The sequence below is a fragment of the Microbacterium radiodurans genome (assembly GCF_008710705.1).
In the GTDB taxonomy this organism is placed as follows: Bacteria; Actinomycetota; Actinomycetes; order Actinomycetales; family Microbacteriaceae; genus Microbacterium; species Microbacterium radiodurans.
In genome coordinates this window covers 1,219,378-1,245,036 of the sequence record NZ_VYRZ01000001.1, presented here as the reverse complement: position 1 = coordinate 1,245,036, position 25,659 = coordinate 1,219,378, and the positions used below count along the sequence as shown (strand labels likewise).

The window sequence follows — 25,659 nt, the reverse complement described above, 5'->3', positions numbered from 1 at the left end:
CTCATCCGGGCATGGCGGCTCAGCCGAGGATGGCGATCGGGTTCACCACGTCCGCGATGATCAGCACGCCGCCCATCACGACCAGCCCGATGAAGACGGCGAAGGTCACGGGAACCAGGCGTGTCGCATCGACGGGGCGGGGCGGCGGACGGCGGAACAGCTTCGCCCACGACCGCTTCAGGCCGTCCCAGAGGGCGACGACGACGTGTCCGCCGTCGAGGGGCAGGAGCGGCAGCAGGTTGAACACGAAGAGGGCGATGTTCAGCGAGGCGAGCAGGCCGATGAGCATCGAGGCGCGATCGAGGATCGGCGCCTCGGTCGCCGCGAGCTCGCCCGCGATGCGACCGGCACCCACGACCGAGAGCGGCCCGTTCGGGTCGCGCTCGTTGCCGGTGATGGTCGTGACGGCGGTGTCGTAGATCCGCACGGGAAGCTGCCACATCACCGAGGCGACGGCGCCGGTCCGCTCGAGCGCCGCCTCCGGCCCCGACCAGATCGGCTGCGGCTCGTAGCCGAGCGCGGCAGTCATCCCGACGAACCCGACCTCGGCCGTCCGCGACCCGCCGTCCTCGGTCGCGAAGGTGCGTTCCGCGCTGATCGGCGTGACCGACAGCGTCTGCTCGGCGCCGTCTCGCTCGACGACCACCGGAAGGGAGCGACCCGGCGCATCCTGGATGATCGCCGTCGCCTCGGCGAACGACGACACGGGCGTGCCCCCGACCGACACGATGACGTCGCCCGGACGGATGCCGGCGGCGGCGGCGGGCGAGGTCGGATCCCCCGCAGCGCAGGTCTCGCGATCGGCGCCGCTCGGCAGGACGCATTCGTTCACGGCGGCGATGGTCGTCGTGGCGACCGGGACGCCGATCGCCGAGAGCGCGATCCCGAAGAGCACCATCGAGAAGAGCAGGTTCATGACCGGACCGCCGAGCATGATGACGATCCGCTTCCACACGGGCAGCTGATAGAACGCGGGCTTCGTGTCGCCGGCGACGAGAGTCTCGTCGTTGGCGGCGCGGGCGTCCTGCACCATCGTCGCGAAGAAGCCGCCGCCCGCGCGCCCGGTCGCGGCGGGTGCCGCCGGGTCCGCGCCGGGCGAGGGCGGGTACATCCCCGACATCGCGATGTAGCCGCCGAGCGGGAGCGCCTTGAAGCCGTACTCGGTCTCGCCGAAGCGCCGCGACCAGATCGTGGGGCCGAATCCGATCATGTACCGGCTGACCCGGACGCCGAACAGCTTGGCCGGGACGAGGTGGCCGATCTCGTGCAGCGCGATCGAGACGGCGAGCCCGACGACGAGCAGCACCACTCCGATGATGAAGGCGAGGGCGGTCACGATCGGCCACCGTACCCCTCGCGCCTTTGAATTCGCCCAGGCGCGCCCGCCCGGGCGGCGTCGACCGGGGGCGCCGTACACTCGGACGCATGGAGCGACTGCGCGCGGTACGAGCGCGCCGCTCGCGCGCCCTCCGCGGCGCGGCCTCGGCGGCCATCGCGACGGTCCTCGCGGCGACGGCGCACACGATCTCGGGCGGTCTCGCACCGCTGTGGCTGATCGCGGCCGCCGCCGTGCTCGCGACGCCCGTGTCGGTCTGGCTCGTGGGGCGTGCGCCCTCTCCCGTCCGCACCGGCCTCGTCGTCCTCGCCAGCCAGGGCCTCTTCCACACCCTGTTCGGCCTCGCCGGATCGGCCGATCCCGCGCTCGCCGATGCCACGTCGGGCGCCGCGGTCCATCTCCACTCGGCCGTCTTCCTCGGGGGCGCGGGCGACGCCGGCACCGCGGGAAGCCACCTGCATGCACTCACGCCGACGATGACCGCGACGCATCTCGCGGCGGCCGCCGTCACCGCCGTTCTGCTGAGTTGCGGCGAGCGGATGCTGCACGCCGTCGCGCGCGGCATCCGCCGGGTCCTGGGAATCCTCTCCCCCCTCGTTCCTCCGGTCTTCCCCGCGGCCGCCGCACCCGCCGATCGCCGGTGGCGTCCGGCATCCCTCGCGCTGCGCTCGTCGCTCACGCTCCGCGGTCCCCCGGTCCTCGTCTGAATTCGACACTGCAGAACCGATCAGACCCGGCGGGTCGACCCTGCTCGCCCGCCCCTTTCCGAGAGTGACCACACCATGACCACCCCTATCTCGCCGCGCCGTCGCACCCGCTTCACCCTCGGCGTCACCGCCGGCGCCGCGCTCGCCATCGCCCTTCCGCTCGCCGCTTCCGCCCACGTCCACGTGACACCTGAGGACGTGGCCGCGAACGGCTCGACCCGTATCGATTTCTCCTTCAGCCACGGCTGCGACGGGTCGCCCACGACGGCACTCGTCGTCGACGTGCCCGCCGAGGCGCAGGGCGCCACCCCTGTCGTCGACGGTGCGTGGACCATCACGACAGAGGTCGGCGACGCCGGCATCCCGACCCGCGTCACCTACACCGCGGTGACCCCCGTTCCCGACTCCTACGCGGCATCGGTCGGCATGAACGTGATCTTCCCCGCCTCGACCGAGGGCGAGAGCTTCGCCTTCCCGGTCACGCAGCAGTGCGAGAGCGGCGAGGCGCCGTGGACGCAGATCGCCGAGGAAGGTCAGGACCCGCACGACCTCGAGTACCCGGCTCCGGTGATCCTCGTCGGCGCCGAGGCCGCGGCCGAGCACGGCGACCACGGTGGCGACCACGGGGGCGACCACGCCGACGCGGCGGACACCACCGACGCCGCGGACACGGAGGCCGCCGCGGCCACCGCCCCCGCAGCCGATCCGCTGCCGATCTGGCTCTCGGCCGGCGCGCTCATCGTCGCCGCCGCGGCGCTCGTCTTGACGATCGCCCGGCGCCGCGCCTGATCCGATCCGCGATCCCCGGGCGCCGTCGCCTCGACGCCCGGGGATCGTCGTATCCGGGCCGCCCCGACGGCGCGGCCCCGACGGTGCGGTCCGCGGGCCGGGGTGAGAGGATGGGATGATGCCTGCCGACGCCGCCCCGAACCTGCCTCCGGTCCTGCGCCCCGAGGATCCTCCTCGCCGATCGCTGACGGAACTGGCGCAGCGCGTCGGCGGACGCATCGCGGGCGACGGCGAGGGCGTCGTCGTCACCGGCATCACGCTCGCCACGGCCGATCTCCGCGCCGGAGAGGCGTTCGTGGCCATCCGCGGCGTGAATCGCCACGGCGCCGAGTTCGCCGCCCAGGCGGTGTCGCAGGGCGCGGTCGCGATCGTCACCGACGACGCGGGCGCGGGCATCGCCGCGAATGCCGGCGTGCCGGTCGTCGTCGTCCCCGATCCCCGGGCGGCCCTCGGGGAGCTGTCGGCCTGGGTCTACGGCACCGGCCGCGACGACGACCTGCCCCTCCTGCTCGGGACGACGGGCACGAACGGCAAGACGAGCGTGTCGCACCTGCTCGAGGGGATCCTCCGGCAGGTGGGCGCCGTCACCGGGCTCTCCTCGACGGCGGAGCGTCACATCGCAGGAGAGGTCATCGTCTCCCGTCTGACCACTCCCGAGGCGTCCGAGTTCCATGCCCTCCTCGCCCTCATGCGCGAACGCGGCGTCGACGCGGTCGCCGTCGAGGTGAGTGCGCAGGCTCTCACCCGTCACCGCGTCGACGGTGTCGTCTTCGACGTCGCCGGGTTCACGAACCTCTCGCACGATCACCTCGACGACTACACCGACATGGCCGAGTACTTCGAGGCGAAGCTGCCGCTCTTCCGGCCCGACCGCGCACGCCGCGGTGTCGTCTGCCTCGACTCGGCCGCCGGCGCGGACATCGTCGCCCGCGCCGAGATCCCCGTCGTGACCATCGTGACGCCGGCGATCGCGCACGACCCCGCTGCCACCGCCGACTGGACGGTGGAGATCGTCGACGAGCGGCAGGACGGCACCGCCTTCCGTCTGACCTCGACCGACGGCCGGACCCTGACGACGACGGTGCCGGTGATCGGTCAGCACATGGCGGCCAACGCGGGTCTCGCCATCGTGATGCTGCTCGAAGCCGGGTACTCCTGGGATCTCGTCCGCCGGACCCTCGACGGCGAGCGCATCGACGCCCACCTCCCGGGCCGGACGCAACTGGTCTCCGGCGAGCGCGGTCCAGCGGTCTACGTCGACTTCGGGCACTCCCCCGACGCGTTCGAGAAGACCCTGGCCGCCGTCCGCCGCGTGACGCCCGGCCGCGTCGTCATGGTCTTCGGCGCCGACGGCGACCGCGACAAGACGAAACGGCACGACATGGGAGCCACGGCCGTGCTCGGCAGCGACATCCTGGTCGTGACAGACCATCACCCGCGCTTCGAGGACCCGGATGCGATCCGCGCGACGCTCATCGAGGGCGCGCGGCGGGCTCGGCCGGACGGCGACATCCGCGAGTTCTCGCCGCCCGAGCGCGCGATCGTCGCCGCGGTCGAGCTCGTGGGCGACGGCGACGCGATCCTGTGGGCGGGTCCGGGCCATCAGGACTACCGCGACATCCGCGGGCAGCGCACGCCGTACTCGGCCCGCGAGCTGGCGCGACGCGCGCTGCGCGACGCCGGCTGGCCGGTGCCCGAACCGAGCTGGGCCGTGCCGTACTCCGATTGACCCGTTGTGGTCTGACCACTGTGGAAAATCGGTCGACCGCGGGATCGCTGTAGCCTCCGTGCACGAATCCGACGTCGGTGGCGCACGGGCGTAGCGTCGCGATCAGGCACGTCGCGGCAGGCGCACACCTCGCCTCGTCCGCTCGATCGGCGGGCCTTCCGACACGGACGAAGGACCTCCGATGAGCACAGTCATCTCCACCCCAGCCCCGACCGCCGGCGTCCCGGACGACGCGGCGCCCACCGCCTGGGACGGGTTCGTCCCCGGACCCTGGCAGGACGGGATCGACGTCCGCGACTTCATCCAGCGCAACTACGCTCCCTATACGGGCGACGCGAGCTTCCTCACCGGCCCGACGACGCGCACCCTGTCGGTCTGGAACCACCTGTCCGAGATGTTCCCCGTCGAGCGCGAGCGCGGCGTCTACGACGTCGATGCCGACACCCCCGCCACGATCACCTCGCACGGCCCCGGGTACATCTGCCGCGATGACACCCTGATCGTCGGGCTGCAGACCGACGCACCGCTGCGCCGCGCGATCATGCCCTACGGCGGGTGGCGCATGGTGAAGGGCGCGCTCGAGACCTACGGATACCCCGTCGACCCCGGGCTCGAGACCGTCTTCACGACGTACCGCAAGACGCACAACGACGGCGTGTTCGACGTCTATCCCCCCGACGTCCGCCGCGCCCGCAACAGCCACATCATCACCGGTCTGCCCGACGCCTACGGCCGAGGCCGCATCATCGGCGACTATCGCCGGGTCGCCCTCTACGGCACGCGCGCCCTCATCGACGCCAAGCGACGCGAACGCCGTGCTCTCGACGCGACCCGCTCCTCCGAGCACGTCCTCCGCGCGCGCGAGGAGAACGCCGAACAGGTCAGGGCCCTTCAGGAGCTCGCGGCGATGGCCGCATCCTATGGATCCGACATCACGCGTCCCGCCGAGAACGCCCGCGAGGCCGTGCAATGGCTCTACTTCGCCTACCTCGGCGCGGTCAAGGAGCAGAACGGCGCCGCGATGAGCTTCGGCCGCAACACCGCCTTCCTCGACGTGTTCATCGCGCGCGACCTCGCGGCCGGGCTGCTGAGCGAGGTCGACGCCCAGGAACTCATCGACGACCTCGTCATCAAGCTGCGCATCGTCCGCTTCCTCCGCACACCCGAGTACGACGAACTGTTCTCGGGCGACCCCACCTGGGTCACCGAGTCGATCGGCGGGCTCGGCCAGGATGGACGCCCCCTCGTCACGCGTACCGCATTCCGCTTCCTCCAGACGCTGTACAACCTCGGTCCCGCGCCCGAACCGAATCTCACCGTCCTGTGGAGCGACGACCTCCCCGCCGGATTCCAGCGGTTCTGCGCCCAGGTGTCGATCGACACGTCATCGATCCAGTACGAATCCGACGAGCACATCCGCGGTCTCTGCGGCGATGACGCGGCGATCGCGTGCTGCGTGTCTCCGATGACCGTGGGCAAGCAGATGCAGTTCTTCGGGGCGCGGGTGAACCTCGCCAAGACGCTGCTCTACGCCATCAACGGCGGCCGCGACGAGGTGAGCGGCGCCCAGGTGGCTCCGCCGAGCGCCCCGGTGGCCGACGGCATCCTCGACTACGACGACGTGCGCGAACGCTTCCGCACGATGATGGAGTGGCTCGCCGAGACGTACGTCGACGCTCTGAACTGCATCCACTACATGCACGACAAGTACGCGTACGAACGCCTCGAGATGGCGCTGCACGACGGCGACGTGCTGCGGACGATGGCGTGCGGCATCGCCGGCCTCTCCGTCGCCGCGGATTCGCTCTCGGCGATCCGATACGCGCGCGTCGAACCCGTTCGCGACGCCACCGGCCTCATCGTCGACTATCTCGTCGAGGGGGACTTCCCCGCCTTCGGCAACGACGACGACCGCGTCGACGACATCGCGCGCGACCTCGTGGCGGAGTTCATGACGATGGTCCGTCGGCACGAGACCTACCGCGACGCCGTGCACACGCAGTCGGTGCTGACGATCACCTCGAACGTGGTCTACGGCAAGGCCACCGGCAACACTCCCGACGGCCGACGCGCGGGCGCGCCCTTCGCCCCGGGAGCGAATCCGATGAACGGACGCGACACGCACGGGATGCTGGCCGCCGCCCTCTCGGTCGCGAAGCTGCCGTTCGACCAGGCGCAGGACGGCATCTCGCTCACGACCACGGTGACCCCCGCCGGTCTCGGCCGCACGGCCGCCGAACGCGTCGACAACCTGGTCGGACTGCTGGATGCGCAGATGGGCTCGGGGGGCTATCACCTGAACGTCAACGTCCTCACCCGGGCGACGCTCGAAGACGCGATGGCGAATCCCGAGAAGTATCCGCAGCTGACCATCCGCGTCTCGGGCTACGCGGTCAACTTCGTGCGCCTGGCACGCGAGCAGCAGCTCGACGTCCTCAGCCGCACCTTCCACGCGGGGGTCTGAACCCGTGCCCGCCGTCCTGGTGCCGGCAGCGCCGCGCACGACCGAGCCGGACTCGGCCCGTCGAGACCGTCTCATCGCGAGACGGTCCGGGTCGAGCGCCGGCGTGCACTCCTGGGAGCTCGTCACTTCCGTGGACGGCCCCGGCACCAGGATGACCCTCTTCCTCGCCGGCTGCCCGCTGCGCTGCCAGTACTGCCACAACCCCGACACCTGGCGCCGGCGCGACGGCTCCGACACCGCTCTCGAGGACGTCGTGGCGCGCCTGCGGCGCTACCGCCCGATCTTCCGCGCGACCGGCGGCGGGCTCACGATCTCGGGCGGCGAACCCCTGCAGCAGGCGGCCTTCGTCACGCGACTGGCACGGTCGGCGGCCGAGCTCGGCATCACCGTGGCGCTGGACACGTCGGGCAATCTCGGCCGCGCGGCATCCGATGAGCTGCTCGACGACCTCTCCCTCGTCCTGCTCGACGTGAAGTCCGGCATCCCCGAGACCTACCGGGCGGTCACCGGGCGCGAGCTTCAGCCCACGATCGATTTCGGCGACCGGCTGGCCGAGCGCGGTGTCGCGGCGTGGATCCGGTTCGTCCTGGTGCCGGGGCTGACAGACGAGCCGGCCAACGTCGACGCGGTGGCGCGGATCGCACGACGCTGGCCGAACGTCGAGCGGGTCGAGGTGCTCCCCTTCCACCAGATGGGGGCGTCGAAGTGGGAGCGCCTCGGCATCCCGTATCCCCTCGCCGGACGCGAGACACCGGATGCCGCGATGGTCGAGCGGGTGCGCGCGCTTCAGCGCGCAGGGGCTGCCGGCGCTGTGACCGCGCGCCTGCGACCGCGCAGGGCGGTCGCAGGCGCCGGGAGGCTAGGTGCGGTCGGCGATGAGGCTGTCCGCCGCCGTGCGAGCCCACTGCTCGGCCCCGGCGAGCGATTCCCGGGTGAGCTGCGACGGCGGCTCGTGCGCGTCGATCGTGCGCGCGATGGTCGCGACGATGTCGGGGAAGCGGAGCGCCCCGGCGTGGAAGGCCTCGACCGCCTGCTCGTTCGCGGCATTGAAGACCGCGGGATAGGTGCGCCCCGCGCGCCCGACCTGCTTGGCGAGCGAGACGGCGGGGAAAGCCGCCTCGTCGAGCGGCTCGAAGGTCCACGCGGTCGGGACGGTCCAGTCGATCGGCGCCCCGACCCCGGCGATACGGTTCGGCCAGTCCAGCCCGAGCGAGATGGGCAGACGCATGTCGGGCGGCGAGGCCTGCGCGATGGTCGAGCCGTCGACGAACTCGACCATCGAGTGGACGACCGACTGCGGGTGCACGACGACGTCGATGCGGCCGTAGTCGACGCCGAACAGCAGGTGCGCCTCGATGACTTCGAGCCCCTTGTTCACCAGCGTCGCCGAGTTCGTCGTGACGACGCGCCCCATGTCCCACGTCGGGTGGGCGAGCGCCTCCGCCGGCGTCACGGCGCCGAGATCGGCGGCCGACCGACCGCGGAACGGACCGCCCGACGCCGTCAGGACGAGCCGGCGCACCTCGGCATCCCGTCCCGAGCGCAGCGCCTGCGCGATGGCGGAGTGCTCCGAGTCGACCGGAACGATCTGTCCGGGCGCAGCGAGGGCGGTGACGAGCTCGCCCCCGACGATGAGCGACTCCTTGTTCGCGAGGGCGAGCGCGCGCCCCGTCTCGAGCGCCGCGAGGGTGGGACCGAGGCCGACGGAGCCGGTGATGCCGTTCAGGACCACATCGGCGTCGACCGCACGGACGAGGAGCTCGGCGTCGGCGGCGCCCAGCGCCGTCTCCGAGACGCCGAAGCGCACCGCCTGCTCGGCGAGCAGCTCCCGATTCGCCCCGGCCGCGAGGCCGACGACCTCGAATCGGTCGGAATTGGCCGCGATGACGTCGAGCGCCTGCGTGCCGATCGAGCCGGTGGAGCCGAGGATGACGACGCGTCGCATGCCGTCAGCCTAACGAGCGGTGCGTGCGGCGCTCTCGCTCAGCCGACGGTGCCTTCGGGCGCGCGCTGCACGCCGAGGATGTCGACGACGAAGACGAGGGTCTCGTTCTGGAGCTCGTTGCCCTCGCTCGCACCGTAGCCCGCGGCCGGGGGGATCACGACGAGCACCTGCGAGCCCACCGTCTGACCCTCGAGCGCCTGCTGGAAGCCCGCGACGACACCGTTGGTGGGGAACGCGGTCGGCTGGCCGCGATCCCAGCTGGAGTCGAAGACCGTGCCGTCCGACCACTTCACGCCGGTGTAGTTCACGAAAGCCATGTCGCCGGTCTCGACGGTCGCGCCGTCGCCGACCTGGAGGTTCGCGAGCTGAACCTCGGTCGGCGCATCGCCGCCCGGAAGCGTGACGGTCGGCGCGCCGTCCTCGGCCAGTTCGACCGTCGGCATCCCGTCCACGGGAGCCTGCTCCGCGCCGTTCGCCCGCGTCGGGAGCTTCTCGACTCCCTCGGCCACGATGGCGACGGTCGACCGCCCCTCTCCGAACGCCGAACCCGGGATCGCGAGCGCCGCCGTGGAGCCGAGCGGGGCGCACTCGAGCGCGGCGACGAACACGGAGTACTGCTGCGGATCGAGGAGCATCGGGACGAGTCCCGAGTCGTCGGGCGACGTGTCGGCGGACGACTCGAGCAGGTCTCCCGTCGCGCCGTCGTAGATCGAGTAGGACCCCGAGACGAGATCTCCGGCGGCGAGATCCTCGCCGTCACCGGTCGTCGTGATGGTCCGCTCGATGTCGGCGGGCTCGAGGTTCGCCGGGACGGTCGCCGTCAGGTCGGGAGCCGAGCCGGTGACGTCGATGCTGTTAGACGCGTCGCCCGGCTGCGCGTCGACGAGGCACTGCGACGAGGCGTCGCCGCCGCTCGGGCTGGGCGATTCGGTCGGCTCGTCCCCGCTCGCGCACCCCGCGAGGGCGAGCGCCGAGACGGCGAAGACGGACAGGACGGCGAACGGTCGCAGACGCACGGAAACCTCTTCGTTCGGGAGATGGATGCTGCCATCCTCCCCCACGACGTTCGGTACGGGCTGAGAAGCCCGCGAGTCGATCCACTTCGCGCGAGTCCAGCCTCGGCGGCGGATCGATCGGCGCGGGATCGATCGAGTCGCGAGGTTCGTTCGGTCACTTCTGGCCGGACGCCGACATGTCCGCCCCGGTATGCAAACCGCAGTAGCCTCGTCTGGTGAACTCCGACCAGGCCGAGCCGACGAGCGACGCGCCCGGCGAGGCCGAGCCGGACCTCGCCGAGGCCGTTCCCGGCATCGGCCTGACGTACGTCATCGGCCGCTGGGTGCTCGCACCCCTCGCTCGCATGCTCTACCGCCCGCGCATCGAGGGCCGCGAGCACTTCCCGCGCAAGGGCGCCGTGATCATCGCGAGCAACCACCTGTCATTCATCGACTCCTTCATCATCCCGATGGCCTCGCCCCGGCCGGTGCGCTTCCTCGCGAAGTCGAGCTACTTCGAGGGCACGGGCGTCCGAGGCTGGCTGTCGCGCGAGTTCTTCTTCGCCGCCGGCGCCTTCCCGGTGCGACGCGGCGCCGGACAGGCAGCCCTCGACGCCCTCGATCAGCAGAAGCGGATGCTGGAGGCGGGCTGGTCGACCGCGCTCTACCCCGAGGGCACCCGGTCCCTCGACGGCCGGCTCTACAAGGGCCGCACCGGAGTCGCGTTCCTCGCGCTCCAGACCGGCGCGCCCGTCGTTCCGGTCGGCCTCATCGGGACGAGCGAGATCATGCCGGTCGGCGCGAAGTTCCCGAGGATGCGCCCGCGCGTGACGGTGCGCTTCGGCGCTCCGATCGACCTCTCCCATCACGGCGCGGCCGACTCCGGACGCGCCCGCCGCGGTGCGACGGACGAGATCATGGCCGCCATCCACGCACTGTCGGGTCAGGAGCTCGCGAACGCCTACAACGAGGCGCCGCCGCAGAACACCGTCGAGCGCATCAAGCAGGCGCTCCCCCACGAGCGGCGCTGACCCGGCGGGCGATCCGACGTCCGTCCCTCAGCCGACGGCGATCGTGGGCTCGTGCCGCACCGGGAAGTTCACCGAGTTCGCGATGAAGCACCAGGAGTTCGCCTGAGCGTGCGCGGCGGTCGCGGCATCCACCATCGACGCGTCGGCGACGACGACTCTCGGATGCAGCACGACCTCCGTGAAGGCCCCGCCGCCGCGGCCGTCCTCGCGCATCACACCGGTGGCCTCGTCCGCGTAGGACACGACGACGACACCCGCTTGGACGCACGCGTGCAGGTATGACAGCAGGTGGCACTCGGCGAGCGCCGACACGAGCAGATCCTCCGGGTTCCACCGGCTCGCGTCACCCCGGAACGGCTTGTCGCTCGAGGCGAGCAGTTCGGGCTTGCCCGCGACCGTCAGCGTGACGGATCGGTCGTAGTCGCGGTATCCGCTCGTCCCGGTTCCGCGGTTCCCGGTCCATTCGGCACGGACGGCGTAGTCGTGGACACCCAGCATGCCGCCAGTCTGACACGCCGGGGAGGGGTGCCCGACGGTAGGCTGACGGAGTGCCGCAGACCATCGCCGTTCCCGCCGCCGTCGAACTCGCGGTCGTCGAGCGCAGCGGCTTCGTCGAGTCGCGTCACGCCGGCGCCGCCGTGGTCCTCGCACCCGACGGCACCGCACTCCGCACGCTCGGAGACGCGGATGCCCTCATCCTCCCCCGCTCGACGCTGAAGCCCCTGCAGGCCCTCGCCACGCTGACGGCGGGCGCCTCGCTGGAGGGCGAGCGCCTGGGCCTCGCGACGGCGAGCCATGCCGGCACCGACCGCCACGTCGACGTCGTGCGCGGCATGCTCCACGACGTCGGCCTCGGCGAGGACGACCTCGGCTGCCCGCCCGCCTGGCCCGGAGACACGAAGACGCGCGACGAGCTCGTCCGCGACCTCGGCTCGCCTTCGCGCATCCGCATGAACTGCTCGGGCAAGCACGCCGCCATGCTCACCGCCTGCGTCGCGAACGGCTGGGACACCGCCGGCTACCTCTCGCCCGACCATCCGCTGCAGGTCCACACCCGCGAGGTGGTCGAGCGGCTCACCGGCGCGAGGGTGGCGGCGACCGCGATCGACGGATGCGGCGCGCCCGTCTACGCGATGAGCCTGCTCGCCCTCGGACGCGCCATCCAGCGGATCGGCACCTCGTCCGAGCGCTCGCCCTTCGCCCTGCACCGCCTGGCCGGCGCCCTCGTTCGCGCCGTCCGCGAGCACCCGTGGACGATCGACGGCCCCGGGCGGCCCGACACCGTCGCGATCGAGCGGCTCGGGGTGTTCGCCAAGACGGGCGCGGAGGGCGTCCTGGTCATGGTGGCGCCCGATGGCACGACGGCGGCGCTGAAGGTGCTCGACGGCTCCGGCCGCGCGGCCACGGCCATCGCGCTGACGCTGCTCGTCCGCGCCGGAGCCCTCGAGGCCGCGCGCGTCGCGCCGGTCATCGCCCAGCTTCCGCTGACCGTGCTCGGCGGCGGACAGGACGTCGGCATCATCCGGCCGACGGTGTAGCTGCTCCTCACGAGGGAGCGCGGAAAGGACTGCCATGCGCATCAGCGTTCCCACCGAGGTCAAGAACAGCGAGTACCGCGTCGCGCTCACGCCGTCGGGCGTGCACGACCTGACCGCGGCCGGTCATGAGGTCGTCGTCCAACGCGGCGCGGGGACGGGCTCATCGATGCCCGACGCCGAGTACGCCGAGGCCGGCGCGATCCTCATCGACGACCCCGACGAGGTCTGGGGCCGTGCGGAGCTGGTGCTGAAGGTCAAAGAGCCGATCGCCGAGGAGTACCACCGCTTCCGCGACGACGTGGTCCTGTTCACCTATCTGCACCTGGCTGCCGACCGACCGCTCACCGATCGGCTGCTGGCAGACGGCGTGACGGCCATCGCCTACGAGACGGTGCAGCTTCCCGGCGGTGGGCTGCCGCTCCTGGCACCCATGAGCGAAGTGGCCGGCCGACTGGCTCCGATGGTGGGAGCCTCGACGCTGATGCGCTCGGCGGGCGGTCTCGGCCTGCTGATGTCGGGCGTCCCCGGAACGCGCCCGGCCGCCGTCACCGTGATCGGCGGCGGCGTCGCGGGTGCGAACGCCGCCTACATCGCGGCGGGACTGGGCGCCGACGTCACGATCTTCGACACGAACATCCAGCGGCTGCGCTTCCTCGACGACCATTTCCAGGGACGCGTGAAGACCGCGGCATCGAATCCTCTCGATCTCGAGCGCGCCGTGGTCGGGTCCGACCTCGTGGTCGGCTCCGTCCTGATCCCGGGCGCGAAGGCGCCGAAGCTCGTGACGAACGATACGGTCGCTCGGATGCGGCCGGGCTCCGTCCTCGTCGACATCGCCGTCGACCAGGGCGGATGCTTCGCCGACACCCGGCCCACGACGCACGCCGACCCGACGTTCGGCGTCCACGGAAGCGTCTTCTACTGCGTCGCCAACATGCCCGGCGCGGTGCCGCACACCTCGACGGCGGCTCTCACGAATGCGACGCTCCCCTACGTCCGTGCGATCGCCGCGCGGGGATGGCGCGATGCCATGCGCGGCGACGCCGCGCTCGCGGCCGGGCTCAACACCACGAGCGGATCGCTCGCGAGCGCCGGCGTCGCCGCGGCGCACGGGATGCCGGCGACCTCCGTCGACGACGTTCTCGCCTGAGCCCGGCGTCGCCGCGTCAGGACGTCGGCAGCTCCTGGATACCCCAGGGCGAGTCGTAGCCGTCCGGCGCGGCGAGCAGGTCGAGGAACGGCGTCGCCGGGAGGGCCTCGGGTCCGAGCACGCCCGACCCCGACCAGACGCCCGTTGCGAGCAGCTCGAGCGCGATGACCGGCCCGAGCGCGGTCTGCAGCACGACGGCCTGCGAGCCGTACTCGCGCATCGTGTGCTCGTTGTCGGCGACGTGGTACAGGTAGCTCGACCGCGGTGCGCCGTCCTTGCCGGTCCCGGTGACGACGACGCCCGCGCAGGTCTTGCCCGTCATCCGGTCGCCGAGCGTGGCGGGATCCGGCAGGCACGCGGCCACGACGTCCCGGGGCGAGACCGAGACGCCCTTCACGCTCACCGGGTCGGTCCGATCGAGACCGAGCTTGTGGAGCACCTTCAGGACCTCGATGAACTCGTTGCCCAGACCGTACTTGAAGTCGACCCGACGCGCCCGCGTCCAGCGCGGCATGAGGAGCACCTCCTCGTGCTCGACGTTGACGCATTCCACCGCGCCGATGCCCTCGGGGAAGTCGAAGACCTCCGGCTCGGAGAACGGCTCGGTCGTGTACCAGCCGCGCTCTTTCTCGAAGATGATCGGGGGGTTCAGGCATTCCTCGATCGTCGTCCAGATCGAGAAGGACGGGGCGAAGTCGTACCCCGCCACGACCAGGTTGGCGCCGTCGCGCACGCCGAGGCTCTCGATGTCGCTGAAGAGCTCGTCCTCGGCGTATCGCGCGAACACGTCGGAGATCCCCGGTTCGACGCCCATGCCGACGAGCGCGAGGAGACCGGCATCCTCCCACTCGGCTGAGACGGCGAACTGCTCGTCGCCGAGCTTCACGCCGGTCTTCGCGTGCGGCTCGTCGGGGTGCGGGCGCGACAGGCTCATAGCCATGTCGAGGTAGGTCGCCTTCGCCCGGAAGCAGCCCTCGAAGATCGGCATGACGAAACGCGGGTCGACCGCGTTCAGCACATGGGTCGCATCGTGCTCCTGGATGAGCGCGGCCACCGAGTCCGCCGACGACGCGTCGACCTGAGCGGCGAGCAGGCGATCGTCCCCCATGTCGGCGATGAGCCGCTGGGGGCGCTCCGGGTCGTAGTCGGCGACGACGAGGGCCTCGAAGAACGAGCGGCGGACGGCGAGCCGCACGGCGGCCGATCCCACCCCGCCCGCTCCGATGATGAGGATGCGCATGGTCATGGTCAGCTCCGTCCGCCGTCGACCGATCGCGGGAATTCGAGCGGCTCGTCCGGGACGAGCACCTCGGTGTCGCGATTGAGGCTCTCGCCGCGGAAGAAGGGCTTCGACCGCGGGAAGAGATACCAGAGGACCATCAGGACGACCCCGAGCGCGAGCGACCCGATGCCGAGGACGAACGTGCCGCCGATGCCGAAGAGCACCGTGTAGCCGTAGTCGACGTCGACCATGTCGATCGCCGACTGCACGAACGCGTACGTGAGCATGAGAGCGCCCAGGAGGGGAAGGAGCCCCTTCACGACGAGGTCCCGCGCGGACCGACGGAGCTCGCGGCGGAAGTACCAGACGCACGCGAAGCCGGTGAGCGCGTAATAGAAGGCGATCGCCAGCCCGAGCGAAAGGATCGAATCCTGCAGGATGTTGTCGCTGATGAGCGTCATGCCGACGTAGTAGACGATCGCGACGGTGCCGCCGACGAGGGTGGACACGGAGGGGGTCTTGTACACGGGGTGCACCGTGCGGAACGCCTTCGGCAGCGCGCGGTAGGCGGCCATCGCGAGAGTGCCGCGAGCTGTCGGCAGGATCGTCGTCTGGGTCGACGAGATGGCCGAGATCATCACCGCGACGACGAGCGCCCACGAGAACGGACCGAGGAGTCCGTCCTTCAGCGCGAGGAAGACGTCGTCGGCGATGTCCTCGTTGCCGAGCCCCGTGGGACCATCGCCGAGGCCGGCGTACATCATGGCCGAGATGGTCACACCCACGTAGGTGACGAGGAGGATGATCGTCGTCAGCACCGCCGCACGTCCAGGGATCCGCTTCGGATCGCGCGTCTCCTCGTTGAGGGCGAGGCAGGTGTCCCAGCCCCAGTAGATGAAGAGGGCGAGCAGGATCGCCTGGACGAACCCGCTCCACTCGGTGAAGGCGAACGGGTTGAGCCACTCCCACGAGAATGCGGTCGCGGCGGGCGCCGTGCCGGAGAAGAAGTGCCAGAGCGCCGAGACCACGAACACTCCCAGCAGGAGGTACTGGATCGCGAGCAGCACGTTCTGGAGTCGCTCGCCGATCTCGACCCCGCGCCAGCTCACATACGTCATCAGCGCGATGAAGACGACGCCGGTGGCGGTGACCAGCGGGACGTTCTCGCCCAGCGACCCGTCGCCGAAGAGCGACCAGAAGTAGATGCCGGCGACCTGCGCGAGGTTCGCCAGCACGACCATCCCGGCCACCGCGACGCCCCAGCCGGCCATCCAGCCGACCCAGGGGCCGAAGGCCTTCGTCCCCCAGGTGAACGCCGTGCCGCAATCGGGCACGGCGTTGTTCAGCTCACGGTAGGCGAAGGCGATGAACAGCATCGGGATGAAGGCGACGATGAAGGCGATCGGCGCCTGTGCGCCGACGGCCAGCACGACGAAGCCGAGCGTGGCGACGAGCGAGTACACGGGCGCGGTGGAGGCGAGTCCGATGACGGTGGATCCCCAGAGTCCCAGCGTCCCCGCTGCCAGCCCCTTGCCCTCCGCCCGTCGCATGTCGATGGGTGAGGTTGTCACAAGGTGCACGCTAGGCCCGCGGATCCTCGGCGCGCAAGCGTCGATCTCGTCGCGTGGTTCCGCCCGCCGGCGGGGCTGTCGACGCCGCCTCGCGCGGCAACGTCACCCGTGAGACGGAGCCGTCCACCCCGAACAGCCAGGCACGTCCCGCCCCGGGCGCCGCATAGGGAGGCAGCGTGCGCCGTCCGGTGATCAGCCGCAGGTCGGGGGCGCACGCGGCGTCCACGACGAGCCGACTGTCGGGATGCGCGGCCGAGAAGACCTGCCAGCGTCCGACCCACGCCTCGGGCGCACCCCATACGACCTGCGCGGCGGCATCGGCGCCGGTCGCGGCGGCGAGCGCGCCTGTCGATGCCCCCCGCTCCTCCCAGGCGGCGAGCGTGCTGCGGGTCGCCGTCCCGGCCGGGGCGACGAGCGCCACGGGGCCGTCGGGATGCCAGGGCGGCGTCGCGGCGCCGACGGGCTGCGCCGAGAACCCGGTGCGGTCGTCGTCGACGACGGCGAACTGGATGAGCTCGCCGTCGAGATGACCGCGCCCGGGAGGCATCCGGTCCGAGTGGTCCGCCGAGCGTCCACCGAGAGCGACCCGCTCGGCCGCGGACGTCGTCGCGAGGATCGCCCGCGCGGGCAGCTGATCGACGACCCGCACGAGAGCACCCGAGAGTCGCTGCGCACCCAGGACGAGACGGATGCCGCGCCCCCGCGCCTCGCGCGCGCACAGCTCGAGGCGCTCCGCCGCCTCGGCGGCGTACTCGGCGGGAAGGCGGGCGAAGAGCAGGTCGATGTCGTCCGCCAGAACGACGTCGCCCCGCCGGCGCGTCGGAAGGTCCGTCACCGCGTCCCATGCCGCCTCGAGGTCGTCCGCGGGGATCACGACGACCCGTTCGGCGGGCAGCTGCGCCGCGATCGTCCGCAGCACAGTGGTGCGCCCCGCGCCCGAGCGCCCCACGACCGACAGGCCCGAACCGTCCCCGAGGAGCGCGGTGCGCTGCCGCTGCTCCCCCGGCTCGTCCACGAGGCCGAGCGCGATGCCGTCGGTCGGCAGCAGTGCCGGGAGCGGGAGGTGCGTCGGCAGAGCCGGGAGCCACGGGCGGTGCGCCGGCACCGAGCCGCGCTCGCGCCATGTCGCGGCGATCGCGGCGATGTCCTCTGCCGTGCAGCGGCTCACGCGGACGGTTCGGGGAGCACTGTCGGCCGGGCCTCGCACGAGTGCCGTGCCCCGGTCGGTGATCCCGCCGGGGAGCGTCGCCGCATCGATGCAGCCGATCACCGTTCGCGAGTCGGCCGCGTCCGTCACACGGAGTGCGATGCGCAGCGGCGCGTTCGCGAGGACGGCGTCCCGGAAGCCGGCCGCGCGCTGCGTCGCGAGCACCAGGTGGATGCCGAGCGCGCGCCCGCGGGCGGCGACGTCGGCGAACGTCGAGGCGAGAGCCGGATACGCGGCGACGAGCGCGGCGTACTCGTCGACGACCACGACCAGCCGTGCGAGCGCCCCGTCGAGATCGGCGATGTCACGCACCCGGGCCGCGGCCAGTGCACGCTCGCGGCGGCGCATCTCGGCGGCGAGGCTCGCGATGGCGCGCTCGGTGGCGGCATCGTCGAGGTCGGTGACGACGCCCGCCACGTGCGGGAGCGGTCGCAGCGGATCGAAGGCGCTGCCGCCTTTGAAGTCGACGAGGAGGAAGCTCACCTCGTCGGGGCCCCGGCGCTGCGCCATCGCGGCCACCCAGGTGCACAGCAGTTCGCTCTTGCCCGATCCGGTGACCCCGACGACGACGGCGTGGGGGCCGTCGGCGACGAGGTCGACGGCGACGAGCCCCTCGCGGTCCGCGCCGATCGCGGCGGTGAGACCGTGCGAGGGAACGGTCGACAGCTCCGCGAACGAGGGCGCCCCGGGGGCCGCATCCCGCACCGCGCTCGCCCGGAGGCGGAGAGCCTCCGCCACCTCCCCGGTGCGATCACGGGCCAGGTAGGAAGGCCGGATGGGGACGGTCGCCCCCTCGTGATCGAGCTCGACCTCCTCGAGGCTCCGCACGCGGATCACCGCCGCGCAGCGCGGCGGGATCGGCATCCCGCCATCGACGCGGACGATCGGGACATCGGCGCCCTCGGGAGCCGAGTCCGATCCCAGCCACAGCACGGCGGCTCCCCTCGACCCCGCCTGGGGAAGCTCGCGCATCCACGACTCGCTCTCCTCGCTCCGCACCTCGAGCGCCCCGGGCGGAAGCGCCAGGCAGACCTGCGCCGCGAGGGCGCGCGCGATGGAGCCGGCCACCGCTGCGGGGCCTACGACGGCGATGCCCGCTCGAAGCGGGACCGTGATCGGAGCGTCGCGCAGGACGGCCGCCTGGCGTCTCAGGCGGCGGCGGCGTTCGACGTCCGCGCCTCTGTCACCATCCCCCGCCGCGGCTGCCTCCGTTCGATCCATCCGCACGGCGGAGGGCGAATCGCCGGCCCCCACGACGATCACCTCACCGCGACGGGTGCCGGCGCGCCAGATGTCATCGTGCGCGCGCAGGAAGCGATGGACGTCGGGAGTGCTCCGCCACCGCTCGCGACGCTCACGGTCGTGGCGGCGTCCGATCTCGAGCTCGAGTTCGGCGAGCAGGGCGTCGTCGGCGCGACGAGCCCGCCGCCGAGCGCGGCGGCGCGCCCATCGCGCGTCGATCAGCGTCGCGATCGCGACGAGCGGACCCAGCGCCGCGAACCACAGCACGGTCGCCGATCCCGAGACGCGCCACAGCACGACGGCGCCGAGCGTCGGCACGACGGCGGCCCACAGCGGGAACGGGGGACGCGGGGGCGCCACGGGTCGCGGCGGGAGGGCGATCGGGTCATCGACGGCGTCGGACTGCATCCGTCGATACAACCGCGCGAGGACCCGACGCGACTCCGGCCGTTCGCGGGACGCGGACCCGACCGCTCAGTCGGTGTCTGTGGAGGGGGCGCGGGGCTCGGTGGTCTCGGCGACGTCGGCGGATTCCGCCCCTGCCTCCGCTTCCTCGACGACCCGGGAGTTGAGGACCACGATGGTGACGTTGTCACGACCGCCGTTCTCGAGTGCCGCCTGCATCATCGCCGACACGGCGGCCGCAGGGTCGTCGTTCTCGAGCGCGAAGTGGAGGATGCCGTAGTCGGTCAGCTCCTTGGTGAGGCCGTCGCTGCAGATGACGAACCGGTCGCCGTCGACGACGTCGAGGCGGACGTAGTCGGGCGTGACGCCGTCGCTCGGGCCGACGGCGCGCGTGATGACGTTCCCATAGGGATGCTGCTCCGCCTCCTCGGGGCTGAGTCGGCCCGCGGCGACCAGCTCCTGGACGACCGAATGATCCGTCGTGACCTGGGCGATCGCCTCGTCACGCAGCAGGTAGACGCGCGAGTCGCCGATGTTGAGGGTGGTCCAGTGCGGCTCGGCGTCGGAGAGGTCGAGATAGACACCCGTCACGGTGGTCCCGGTGCCGTCGTCCGTCGTCTCCGGGTGGTCCGCGATGTCGCCGACTGCGCGCTCGAGCGCATCCTCGATGTCTTCGGGGGTGACCGAACCACGCGCGGCGACCGCCGACAGGCGTTCCACGGCGCTCGCGCTCGCGATCTCGCCGCCGATATGGCCGCCCATGCCGTCGGCGACGATGAAGAGCGGATAATCGGCGAGGAGGGCATCCTGATTGCTGTCACGACGACGTCCGGTGTCGGTGGCAGCAGCCCAGCGCAGCTCGATCGCACCGGACGGGACGTCCACGATCCGGGAGTGGGTCGTGGGGTCGGGCACGGAGGTCACACTTCTTTCATCGGCGGAACGGCGTGTCACACACTCTAGTAGACGCACCCGCGGCCGGGCGCCCCTGCTAGCCGGCGGCCGGATCGGCGGGGAGAGGGAAGAGCGCGTCGATGGTCGCGATGTCGTCGGCGTCGGGATGCCACGCCGAGGCCGCCGCAGCGTTCCCGGACACCTGCTGCGGGCTGGTTGCGCCGGCGATCACGCTGGTCAGCGCCGGCTGGGCGAGCAGCCACCCGACGGTCGCCTGCAGCATCGTCACGCCGCGCTCGTCGCAGAACCGGTCGAACGCCTCGAGCGCCTCCCACGGCGCGTCCCGCCACAGCTGTGGTCGCTGCCGCGCGATGCGGCTTCCGGCCGGTGCGTGGTCGCGCGAGAACTTCCCGGTGAGCAGACCGTTGTGCAACGGGAAGTACGGCAGGAAGCCCCGGTCGTAGCGTCGCACCGCCGGAAGCACCTCGCGCTCTGCGCCGCGCACGAGCAGGCTGTAGTGGTTCTGCGCCGACACGAAGGGGACGTCGCCCCGGGCACGGGCGACAGCCTCGGCCTCGGCGATCTGCCATCCGGTGAAGTTCGAGTGACCGATGTAGCGGACCTTCCCCTCGCGGACGAGCTCGGTCAACGCGTCGAGGGTCTCCTCGATCGGGGTCTGCGGGTCGGGGGTGTGCATCTGGTAGAGGTCGATCCAGTCCGTCTGGAGACGACCCAGGGACGCTTCGACGGCGCGGCGGATGTAGGACCGTGAGCCCTTCGCCCCGGGGATGCCGACGTCGACGGCCTCGTGGCCGAACTTCGTCGCGAGCACGACCCGGTCGCGGCGCCCCCGCAGGGCCTCCCCCATCAGCGTCTCGGACAGACCGGGTTCCTTGCCGTAGATGTCGGCCGTGTCGAAGAGGGTGACGTCCGCGTCGAAGGCGGCATCGATGACGGCGATCGTGCCGTCGAGCTCTTCGGTGACGGTGCCGGCACGGCCGAAGTTGTTGCAGCCGAGCCCGACGGCGGAGACGAGGAGACCGGAGGCGCCGAGACGGCGCGTGGGCACTGCGTTGTCCATGGGTCAACGCTACGCGCAAAAAGGACTCGGGACCCCCGCGTCGCGCGAGGGTCCCGATGATCCCGTCAGGGACGGGGCGTGCCGTCCGGGGCAGGCGGCTCGGTCGTCGGCGGGTGCGACGCCGACGGCGGCACGGGCGGCGCAGCGGGCGCGGCGGGCGGCGGGTACGCACCGGCGGGCGAGAGCGGGGCGCCTCCCGCCGGGGGTGCGTACGTGTCCGGAGCGCCGTACGCTCCGGCAGCGGGGGCGGCACCGGCGTCCGGCTGCGCCGGGATGCCCTGCCACACGGTCGTGTCGCGCAGGAACGACGTCCGCCAGGGCGACGGGGCCACGTGCGGGTTCCAGCGCGAGTGCGAGAACGCCGCGATGCCGAGCCAGATGAACTGGCCGAGCGTCGGGATCAGGTAGAGGAGAAGCAGCGGCCAGTCCTTGCCGAGCTTGAGCCCGACGCGGTAGCTCGCCATCACGAGCGCGGCGATCGGGAGCAGGTAGAAGATGAACCCGATGCCGAACGCGCTCGTCGAGCTTCCCAGGATGCTGCCGATGAGGATCGCGCCGAGCATCACCCACGGCGACAGATCGCCGAGCTTGGCGAAGACCATCTCGCGGTAGACCGGCACCCACGCGCGCCACTTCCCCTGCACGCCCGCCTTCTCGAAGAGTTTCATGAAGAAGAACGAGCTGATCAGGTAGCCGGCGAGGGCGAGGATCAAGATGATCGGCAGAATGACGAGGAAGAGGGCGAGGATGGCTCCTGCGCCCGCACCACCACCGTCGTAGTAATCCGGCATGAACGACCTCCTCAGTCGTGACCCGCATCGACGCGCTCGCGTCGGCGTTCGCCGCTCATGGTAGCGAAAACCGGGAATCGGCTGTGGGACGTGCGCAGGCCGTTTCTGATCCCGTCAGACCACGAGGTCGAGTTCGCCCGCTGCCCCCTCGCGAAGCGACCAGCCGGACGACTCCGCCCACCGCAACAGTCCTGCGCGCGAGCCCACGCGCGGACGGGACTGCGCGAGCGCGCGGGTGAACGCGCCCTTCGCGTGCTTGTTGAAGTGGTTGAGCGCCCGGACCGCGCCGTCCTCCCCCGGGGTCACGACCCGTACGAACGCGGAGGGCACGGACGCCGGCACCGGCGCGAGAGCCGCATACGCTTCCGAGCGCAGGTCGAGGATGAAGTCCGGGCGCGCCGCAGCCAGCGCCGCCGTCGACGCCTCCGCCCAGTGACGACGGAGGGCCGGGATGCCGGGCACCGACGTCCCGGCCGCCAGTCGGTAGGCCGGAATCGGGTCCAGCGCTCCGATGGGTCCGAAGGGGGCCGACTGGATCATCACGTGAACCCCCGACCACCGACGCGCGGCGGCGTCGAGGGTCCCGGCATGGAGCGCGTCGTAGAGGACGCCGGTGTACCGATCGATCGCGGGCATCGTCGGCGCCGTGGGCACGGCGGCGTTCACGGCGACCTCGCCGTGCTGGCGGGCGCTGAGCTTGAGGACCCGCATCGCGTTCACCGGATCCTCCGACAACGCGACGAGCGCGTCGACGGTCGCACGGCGCTGCGGAAGCAGCGCGGGCAGGGCCAGCGCCGACAGATCGAGCGGCCCGCCGTCGCCGCCCGCGTGCTTCGTCTCGGAGGGCGGCAGGAGCACCAGCATCCGATCATCTCCCCTCAACGCGAGAGACCACACCCGCTCGGGTGTGGTCTCTCGCGTCGTGCTGTCGTCAGGCCAGAGCGGCGTTGCCGGCGACGATGGTGAGCTCGTCGCCCTCCATCGACAGGAAGCCGTCCTGCGCGTTGGCGACGATCTTGGCCCCACCCGGCTGGGTGATGCGAACCTGGCCCTCGGCCAGGATCGCCAGGACCGGCTCGTGACCAGCCATGAAGCCAATCTCGCCCTCGACCGTCTTGGCCACGACGAGGGTCGCCTCGCCGGACCAGACCTCCGCCTCAGCGGAGACGAGCGTGACCGTCAGAGCCATGTCAGCTGTTCTCCTTCTGGATCTTCGCCCACTTCTCCTCGACGTCGCCGATGCCGCCGACGTTGAAGAAGGCCTGCTCGGCCACGTGGTCGAAGTCGCCCTTGACGATCGCGTCGAAGGACTCGATGGTCTCCTTGATCGGGACCGTGGAGCCCTCGACGCCGGTGAACTTCTTCGCCATGTAGGTGTTCTGCGAGAGGAACTGCTGGATGCGGCGTGCACGCGACACGACGATCTTGTCCTCTTCGGAGAGCTCGTCGACGCCGAGGATCGCGATGATCTCCTGCAGTTCCTTGTTCTTCTGCAGGATCTGCTTCACCGAGGTCGCGACGCGGTAGTGGTCCTCGCCGATGTAGCGCGGGTCGAGGATGCGGCTCGTCGAGCTGAGCGGGTCGACGGCGGGGTACAGACCCTTCGACGCGATCTCGCGGGAGAGCTCGGTCGTGGCGTCGAGGTGCGCGAAGGTGGTCGCGGGTGCCGGGTCGGTGTAGTCGTCGGCGGGGACGTAGATCGCCTGCAGCGAGGTGATCGAGTGACCGCGCGTCGAGGTGATGCGCTCCTGCAGGATGCCCATCTCGTCGGCCAGGTTCGGCTGGTAGCCCACGGCCGAGGGCATGCGGCCCAGCAGCGTGGAGACCTCGGAACCGGCCTGCGTGAAGCGGAAGATGTTGTCGATGAACAGCAGCACGTCCTGCTTCTGGACGTCGCGGAAGTACTCCGCCATCGTCAGCGCCGACAGGGCCACGCGCAGACGCGTTCCCGGCGGCTCATCCATCTGGCCGAAGACGAGGGCGGTCTTGTCGAAGACGCCCGCCTCCTCCATCTCGTGGATGAGGTCGTTGCCCTCACGGGTGCGCTCACCGACACCGGCGAACACCGACACACCGCCGTGGTCCTGCGCGACGCGCTGGATCATCTCCTGGATCAGGACGGTCTTGCCGACGCCGGCACCGCCGAACAGGCCGATCTTGCCACCCTGGACGTACGGGGTCAGCAGGTCGATGACCTTGATGCCGGTCTCGAACATCTGGGTCTTCGACTCGAGCTGGTCGAAGCTCGGCGCCTGACGGTGGATGCCCCAGCGCTCGGTGACCTCGACGCTTTCGCCCTCGGCGGCGTTGAGCACGTCACCGGTGACGTTGAAGACCTTGCCCTTGGTGACGTCGCCGACGGGAACCGTGATGGGGCCGCCGGTGTCGCGCACCTCCTGGCCGCGGACCATGCCGTCGGTCGGCTTCAGCGAGATCGCGCGGACGAGGTCGTCGCCGAGGTGCTGAGCGACCTCGAGCGTGATCTCGGTCGACTCGCCGTCGATCGTGATCGTGGTCTTGAGGGCGTTGTAGATGTCGGGGATCGAGTCGTGCGGGAACTCGATGTCGACGACGGGGCCGGTGACGCGCGCAACGCGGCCGACGACCGACGTGGCTTCGGCAGTGACGGTGGTCATGTCTGTCTCTTTCGGTTGGTCTTATTTGCCCGACGCCAGGGCGTCGGCGCCGCCGACGATCTCGGCGATCTGCTGAGTGATCTCGGCCTGGCGAGCGTTGTTGCGCAGGCGGGTGTAGTCGGTGATGAGCTTGTCGGCGTTGTCGCTGGCCGACTTCATCGCCTTCTGGGTCGCGGCGTGCTTCGCAGCGGACGACTGGAGCAGCGCGTTGAAGATGCGGCTCTGGACGTACACCGGCAGCAGCGCGTCGAGCACCGTCTCGGGGTCGGGTTCGAATTCGTACAGCGGGTACACCGGCGACGTGGCGGCACTGTCGGCATCCGCTTCGACGACCTCGAGCGGCAGCAGTCGGACCGACTCGGGGGTCTGCGTCATCATGCTGACGAAACGGTTGTAGACGAGGTGGATCTCGTCGACGCCGCCGTCTTCGCCGCCCTGGGCGTAGGCGTCCAGAAGGGCACCCGCGACCTGTTCGGCGGTGCTGAAGTGCGGGGTGTCGGTGTCGCCCGTCCACTCCCCTGCGGCACGCATGCGTCGGAACTGGAAGTACCCGACGGCCTTGCGGCCGATGAGGTAGTAATCCACTTCCTTGCCCTGCGAGCGCAGCAGCTCGGCCACCTCGAGACCCTCACGGAGGATCTGCGAGTTGAACGCGCCGGCGAGGCCGCGGTCGGAGGCGAAGATGACCACCGCGGAGCGGCGGATCGTCTCGCGCTCGGTCGTCAGCGGGTGCTCGACGTCGGAGTGGGTCGCCACCGCGGAGACGGCACGCGTCACGGCCCGCGCGAAGGGAGAGGACGCGCGGACGCGACCCATCGCCTTCTGAATGCGCGAAGCCGCGATGAGCTCCATCGCCTTCGTGATCTTCTTGGTCGTCTGAGCAGAACTGATCTTCTGCTTGTAGACCCGGAGTTGTGCGCCCATAA

General features: G+C 71.2%; 21 protein-coding genes and 1 pseudogene. 8 read left to right on the top strand and 14 right to left on the bottom strand.

The window, feature by feature from the left end; translation table 11 throughout:
* Positions 1 to 19: 19 nt before the first annotated feature.
* Positions 20 to 1,336 (bottom strand): M50 family metallopeptidase, encoded by a 1,317-nt coding sequence (locus F6B42_RS05800; RefSeq protein WP_150418579.1) that lies wholly within the window; start codon positions 1,334 to 1,336, stop codon positions 20 to 22.
* 89 nt (positions 1,337 to 1,425) lie between these two features.
* On the opposite strand from F6B42_RS05800, the gene F6B42_RS05795 reads away from it, so the two are divergent.
* From F6B42_RS05795 to pflA, 5 genes and pseudogenes are all read left to right on the top strand, one after another.
* Entirely contained in the window at positions 1,426 to 2,043 is a 618-nt protein-coding gene (locus tag F6B42_RS05795; RefSeq protein ID WP_150418578.1) for a hypothetical protein, read from the top strand.
* Positions 2,044 to 2,118: 75 nt separating this feature from the next.
* On the top strand, positions 2,119 to 2,832 hold the full coding sequence (locus tag F6B42_RS05790; RefSeq protein WP_150418577.1) for a DUF1775 domain-containing protein: 714 nt from the start codon (positions 2,119 to 2,121) through the stop codon (positions 2,830 to 2,832).
* A gap of 118 nt (positions 2,833 to 2,950) precedes the next feature.
* A complete protein-coding gene (locus F6B42_RS05785; protein WP_150418576.1) occupies positions 2,951 to 4,561 on the top strand; it encodes a Mur ligase family protein in 1,611 nt (536 codons plus the stop codon).
* Between the two features lie 181 nt (positions 4,562 to 4,742).
* Positions 4,743 to 7,025 carry a formate C-acetyltransferase gene (pflB, locus tag F6B42_RS05780; RefSeq protein WP_150418575.1) on the top strand — a complete coding sequence of 761 codons (2,283 nt, stop codon included), beginning with the start codon at positions 4,743 to 4,745 and terminating at the stop codon, positions 7,023 to 7,025.
* Between the two features lie 151 nt (positions 7,026 to 7,176).
* Positions 7,177 to 7,755 (top strand): annotated as a pseudogene (pflA, locus tag F6B42_RS05775) (pyruvate formate-lyase-activating protein); the annotation flags it as partial.
* A gap of 129 nt (positions 7,756 to 7,884) precedes the next feature.
* Here the strand turns inward: pflA and F6B42_RS05770 are convergent.
* On the bottom strand, positions 7,885 to 8,970 hold the full coding sequence (locus F6B42_RS05770) for a 1-deoxy-D-xylulose-5-phosphate reductoisomerase (protein WP_150418574.1): 1,086 nt from the start codon (positions 8,968 to 8,970) through the stop codon (positions 7,885 to 7,887).
* 38 nt (positions 8,971 to 9,008) lie between these two features.
* Positions 9,009 to 9,986 carry an FKBP-type peptidyl-prolyl cis-trans isomerase gene (locus F6B42_RS05765; protein ID WP_150418573.1) on the bottom strand — a complete coding sequence of 326 codons (978 nt, stop codon included), beginning with the start codon at positions 9,984 to 9,986 and terminating at the stop codon, positions 9,009 to 9,011.
* A 212-nt stretch (positions 9,987 to 10,198) separates the two neighbouring features.
* Here F6B42_RS05765 and F6B42_RS05760 point away from each other — a divergent pair, with 212 nt between their 5' ends.
* Positions 10,199 to 10,996: a lysophospholipid acyltransferase family protein gene (locus F6B42_RS05760; RefSeq protein ID WP_396652453.1), complete on the top strand. Its 798-nt coding sequence runs from the start codon at positions 10,199 to 10,201 to the stop codon at positions 10,994 to 10,996.
* A 27-nt stretch (positions 10,997 to 11,023) separates the two neighbouring features.
* Here F6B42_RS05760 and F6B42_RS05755 read toward each other — a convergent pair whose 3' ends face one another.
* Positions 11,024 to 11,494 (bottom strand): OsmC family protein, encoded by a 471-nt coding sequence (locus F6B42_RS05755; protein WP_150418572.1) that lies wholly within the window; start codon positions 11,492 to 11,494, stop codon positions 11,024 to 11,026.
* 50 nt (positions 11,495 to 11,544) lie between these two features.
* Here F6B42_RS05755 and F6B42_RS05750 point away from each other — a divergent pair, with 50 nt between their 5' ends.
* Positions 11,545 to 12,534, top strand: coding sequence for an asparaginase (locus tag F6B42_RS05750; protein ID WP_150418571.1), 990 nt, complete (start codon positions 11,545 to 11,547; stop codon positions 12,532 to 12,534).
* A 34-nt stretch (positions 12,535 to 12,568) separates the two neighbouring features.
* The gene (ald, locus tag F6B42_RS05745) at positions 12,569 to 13,684 is read left to right on the top strand and encodes an alanine dehydrogenase (protein ID WP_150418570.1); all 1,116 of its coding nucleotides are present in this window, start codon (positions 12,569 to 12,571) and stop codon (positions 13,682 to 13,684) included.
* Positions 13,685 to 13,700: 16 nt separating this feature from the next.
* Here the strand turns inward: ald and F6B42_RS05740 are convergent, their stop codons facing one another.
* From F6B42_RS05740 to F6B42_RS05695, 10 genes are all read right to left on the bottom strand, one after another.
* Positions 13,701 to 14,924 carry a saccharopine dehydrogenase family protein gene (locus F6B42_RS05740; protein WP_150418698.1) on the bottom strand — a complete coding sequence of 408 codons (1,224 nt, stop codon included), beginning with the start codon at positions 14,922 to 14,924 and terminating at the stop codon, positions 13,701 to 13,703.
* An 8-nt stretch (positions 14,925 to 14,932) separates the two neighbouring features.
* Positions 14,933 to 16,456 (bottom strand): APC family permease, encoded by a 1,524-nt coding sequence (locus F6B42_RS05735; RefSeq protein WP_396652452.1) that lies wholly within the window; start codon positions 16,454 to 16,456, stop codon positions 14,933 to 14,935.
* A 31-nt stretch (positions 16,457 to 16,487) separates the two neighbouring features.
* Positions 16,488 to 19,334 carry an FtsK/SpoIIIE domain-containing protein gene (locus tag F6B42_RS05730; protein ID WP_150418568.1) on the bottom strand — a complete coding sequence of 949 codons (2,847 nt, stop codon included), beginning with the start codon at positions 19,332 to 19,334 and terminating at the stop codon, positions 16,488 to 16,490.
* A gap of 66 nt (positions 19,335 to 19,400) precedes the next feature.
* On the bottom strand, positions 19,401 to 20,246 hold the full coding sequence (locus F6B42_RS05725) for a PP2C family protein-serine/threonine phosphatase (RefSeq protein ID WP_150418697.1): 846 nt from the start codon (positions 20,244 to 20,246) through the stop codon (positions 19,401 to 19,403).
* 76 nt (positions 20,247 to 20,322) lie between these two features.
* On the bottom strand, positions 20,323 to 21,306 hold the full coding sequence (locus tag F6B42_RS05720) for an aldo/keto reductase (RefSeq protein ID WP_150418567.1): 984 nt from the start codon (positions 21,304 to 21,306) through the stop codon (positions 20,323 to 20,325).
* A gap of 65 nt (positions 21,307 to 21,371) precedes the next feature.
* On the bottom strand, positions 21,372 to 22,097 hold the full coding sequence (locus tag F6B42_RS05715) for a large exoprotein (RefSeq protein ID WP_150418566.1): 726 nt from the start codon (positions 22,095 to 22,097) through the stop codon (positions 21,372 to 21,374).
* Positions 22,098 to 22,211: 114 nt separating this feature from the next.
* Positions 22,212 to 22,961 carry a YaaA family protein gene (locus F6B42_RS05710; protein ID WP_150418565.1) on the bottom strand — a complete coding sequence of 250 codons (750 nt, stop codon included), beginning with the start codon at positions 22,959 to 22,961 and terminating at the stop codon, positions 22,212 to 22,214.
* Between the two features lie 67 nt (positions 22,962 to 23,028).
* Positions 23,029 to 23,286 (bottom strand): F0F1 ATP synthase subunit epsilon, encoded by a 258-nt coding sequence (locus F6B42_RS05705; protein WP_091502864.1) that lies wholly within the window; start codon positions 23,284 to 23,286, stop codon positions 23,029 to 23,031.
* Between the two features lies 1 nt (position 23,287).
* Positions 23,288 to 24,733, bottom strand: a complete 1,446-nt coding sequence (gene atpD / locus F6B42_RS05700) for a F0F1 ATP synthase subunit beta (RefSeq protein ID WP_150418564.1) — start codon at positions 24,731 to 24,733, stop codon at positions 23,288 to 23,290.
* A gap of 21 nt (positions 24,734 to 24,754) precedes the next feature.
* Entirely contained in the window at positions 24,755 to 25,657 is a 903-nt protein-coding gene (locus F6B42_RS05695) for a F0F1 ATP synthase subunit gamma (protein WP_150418563.1), read from the bottom strand.
* Positions 25,658 to 25,659 lie beyond the last annotated feature (2 nt).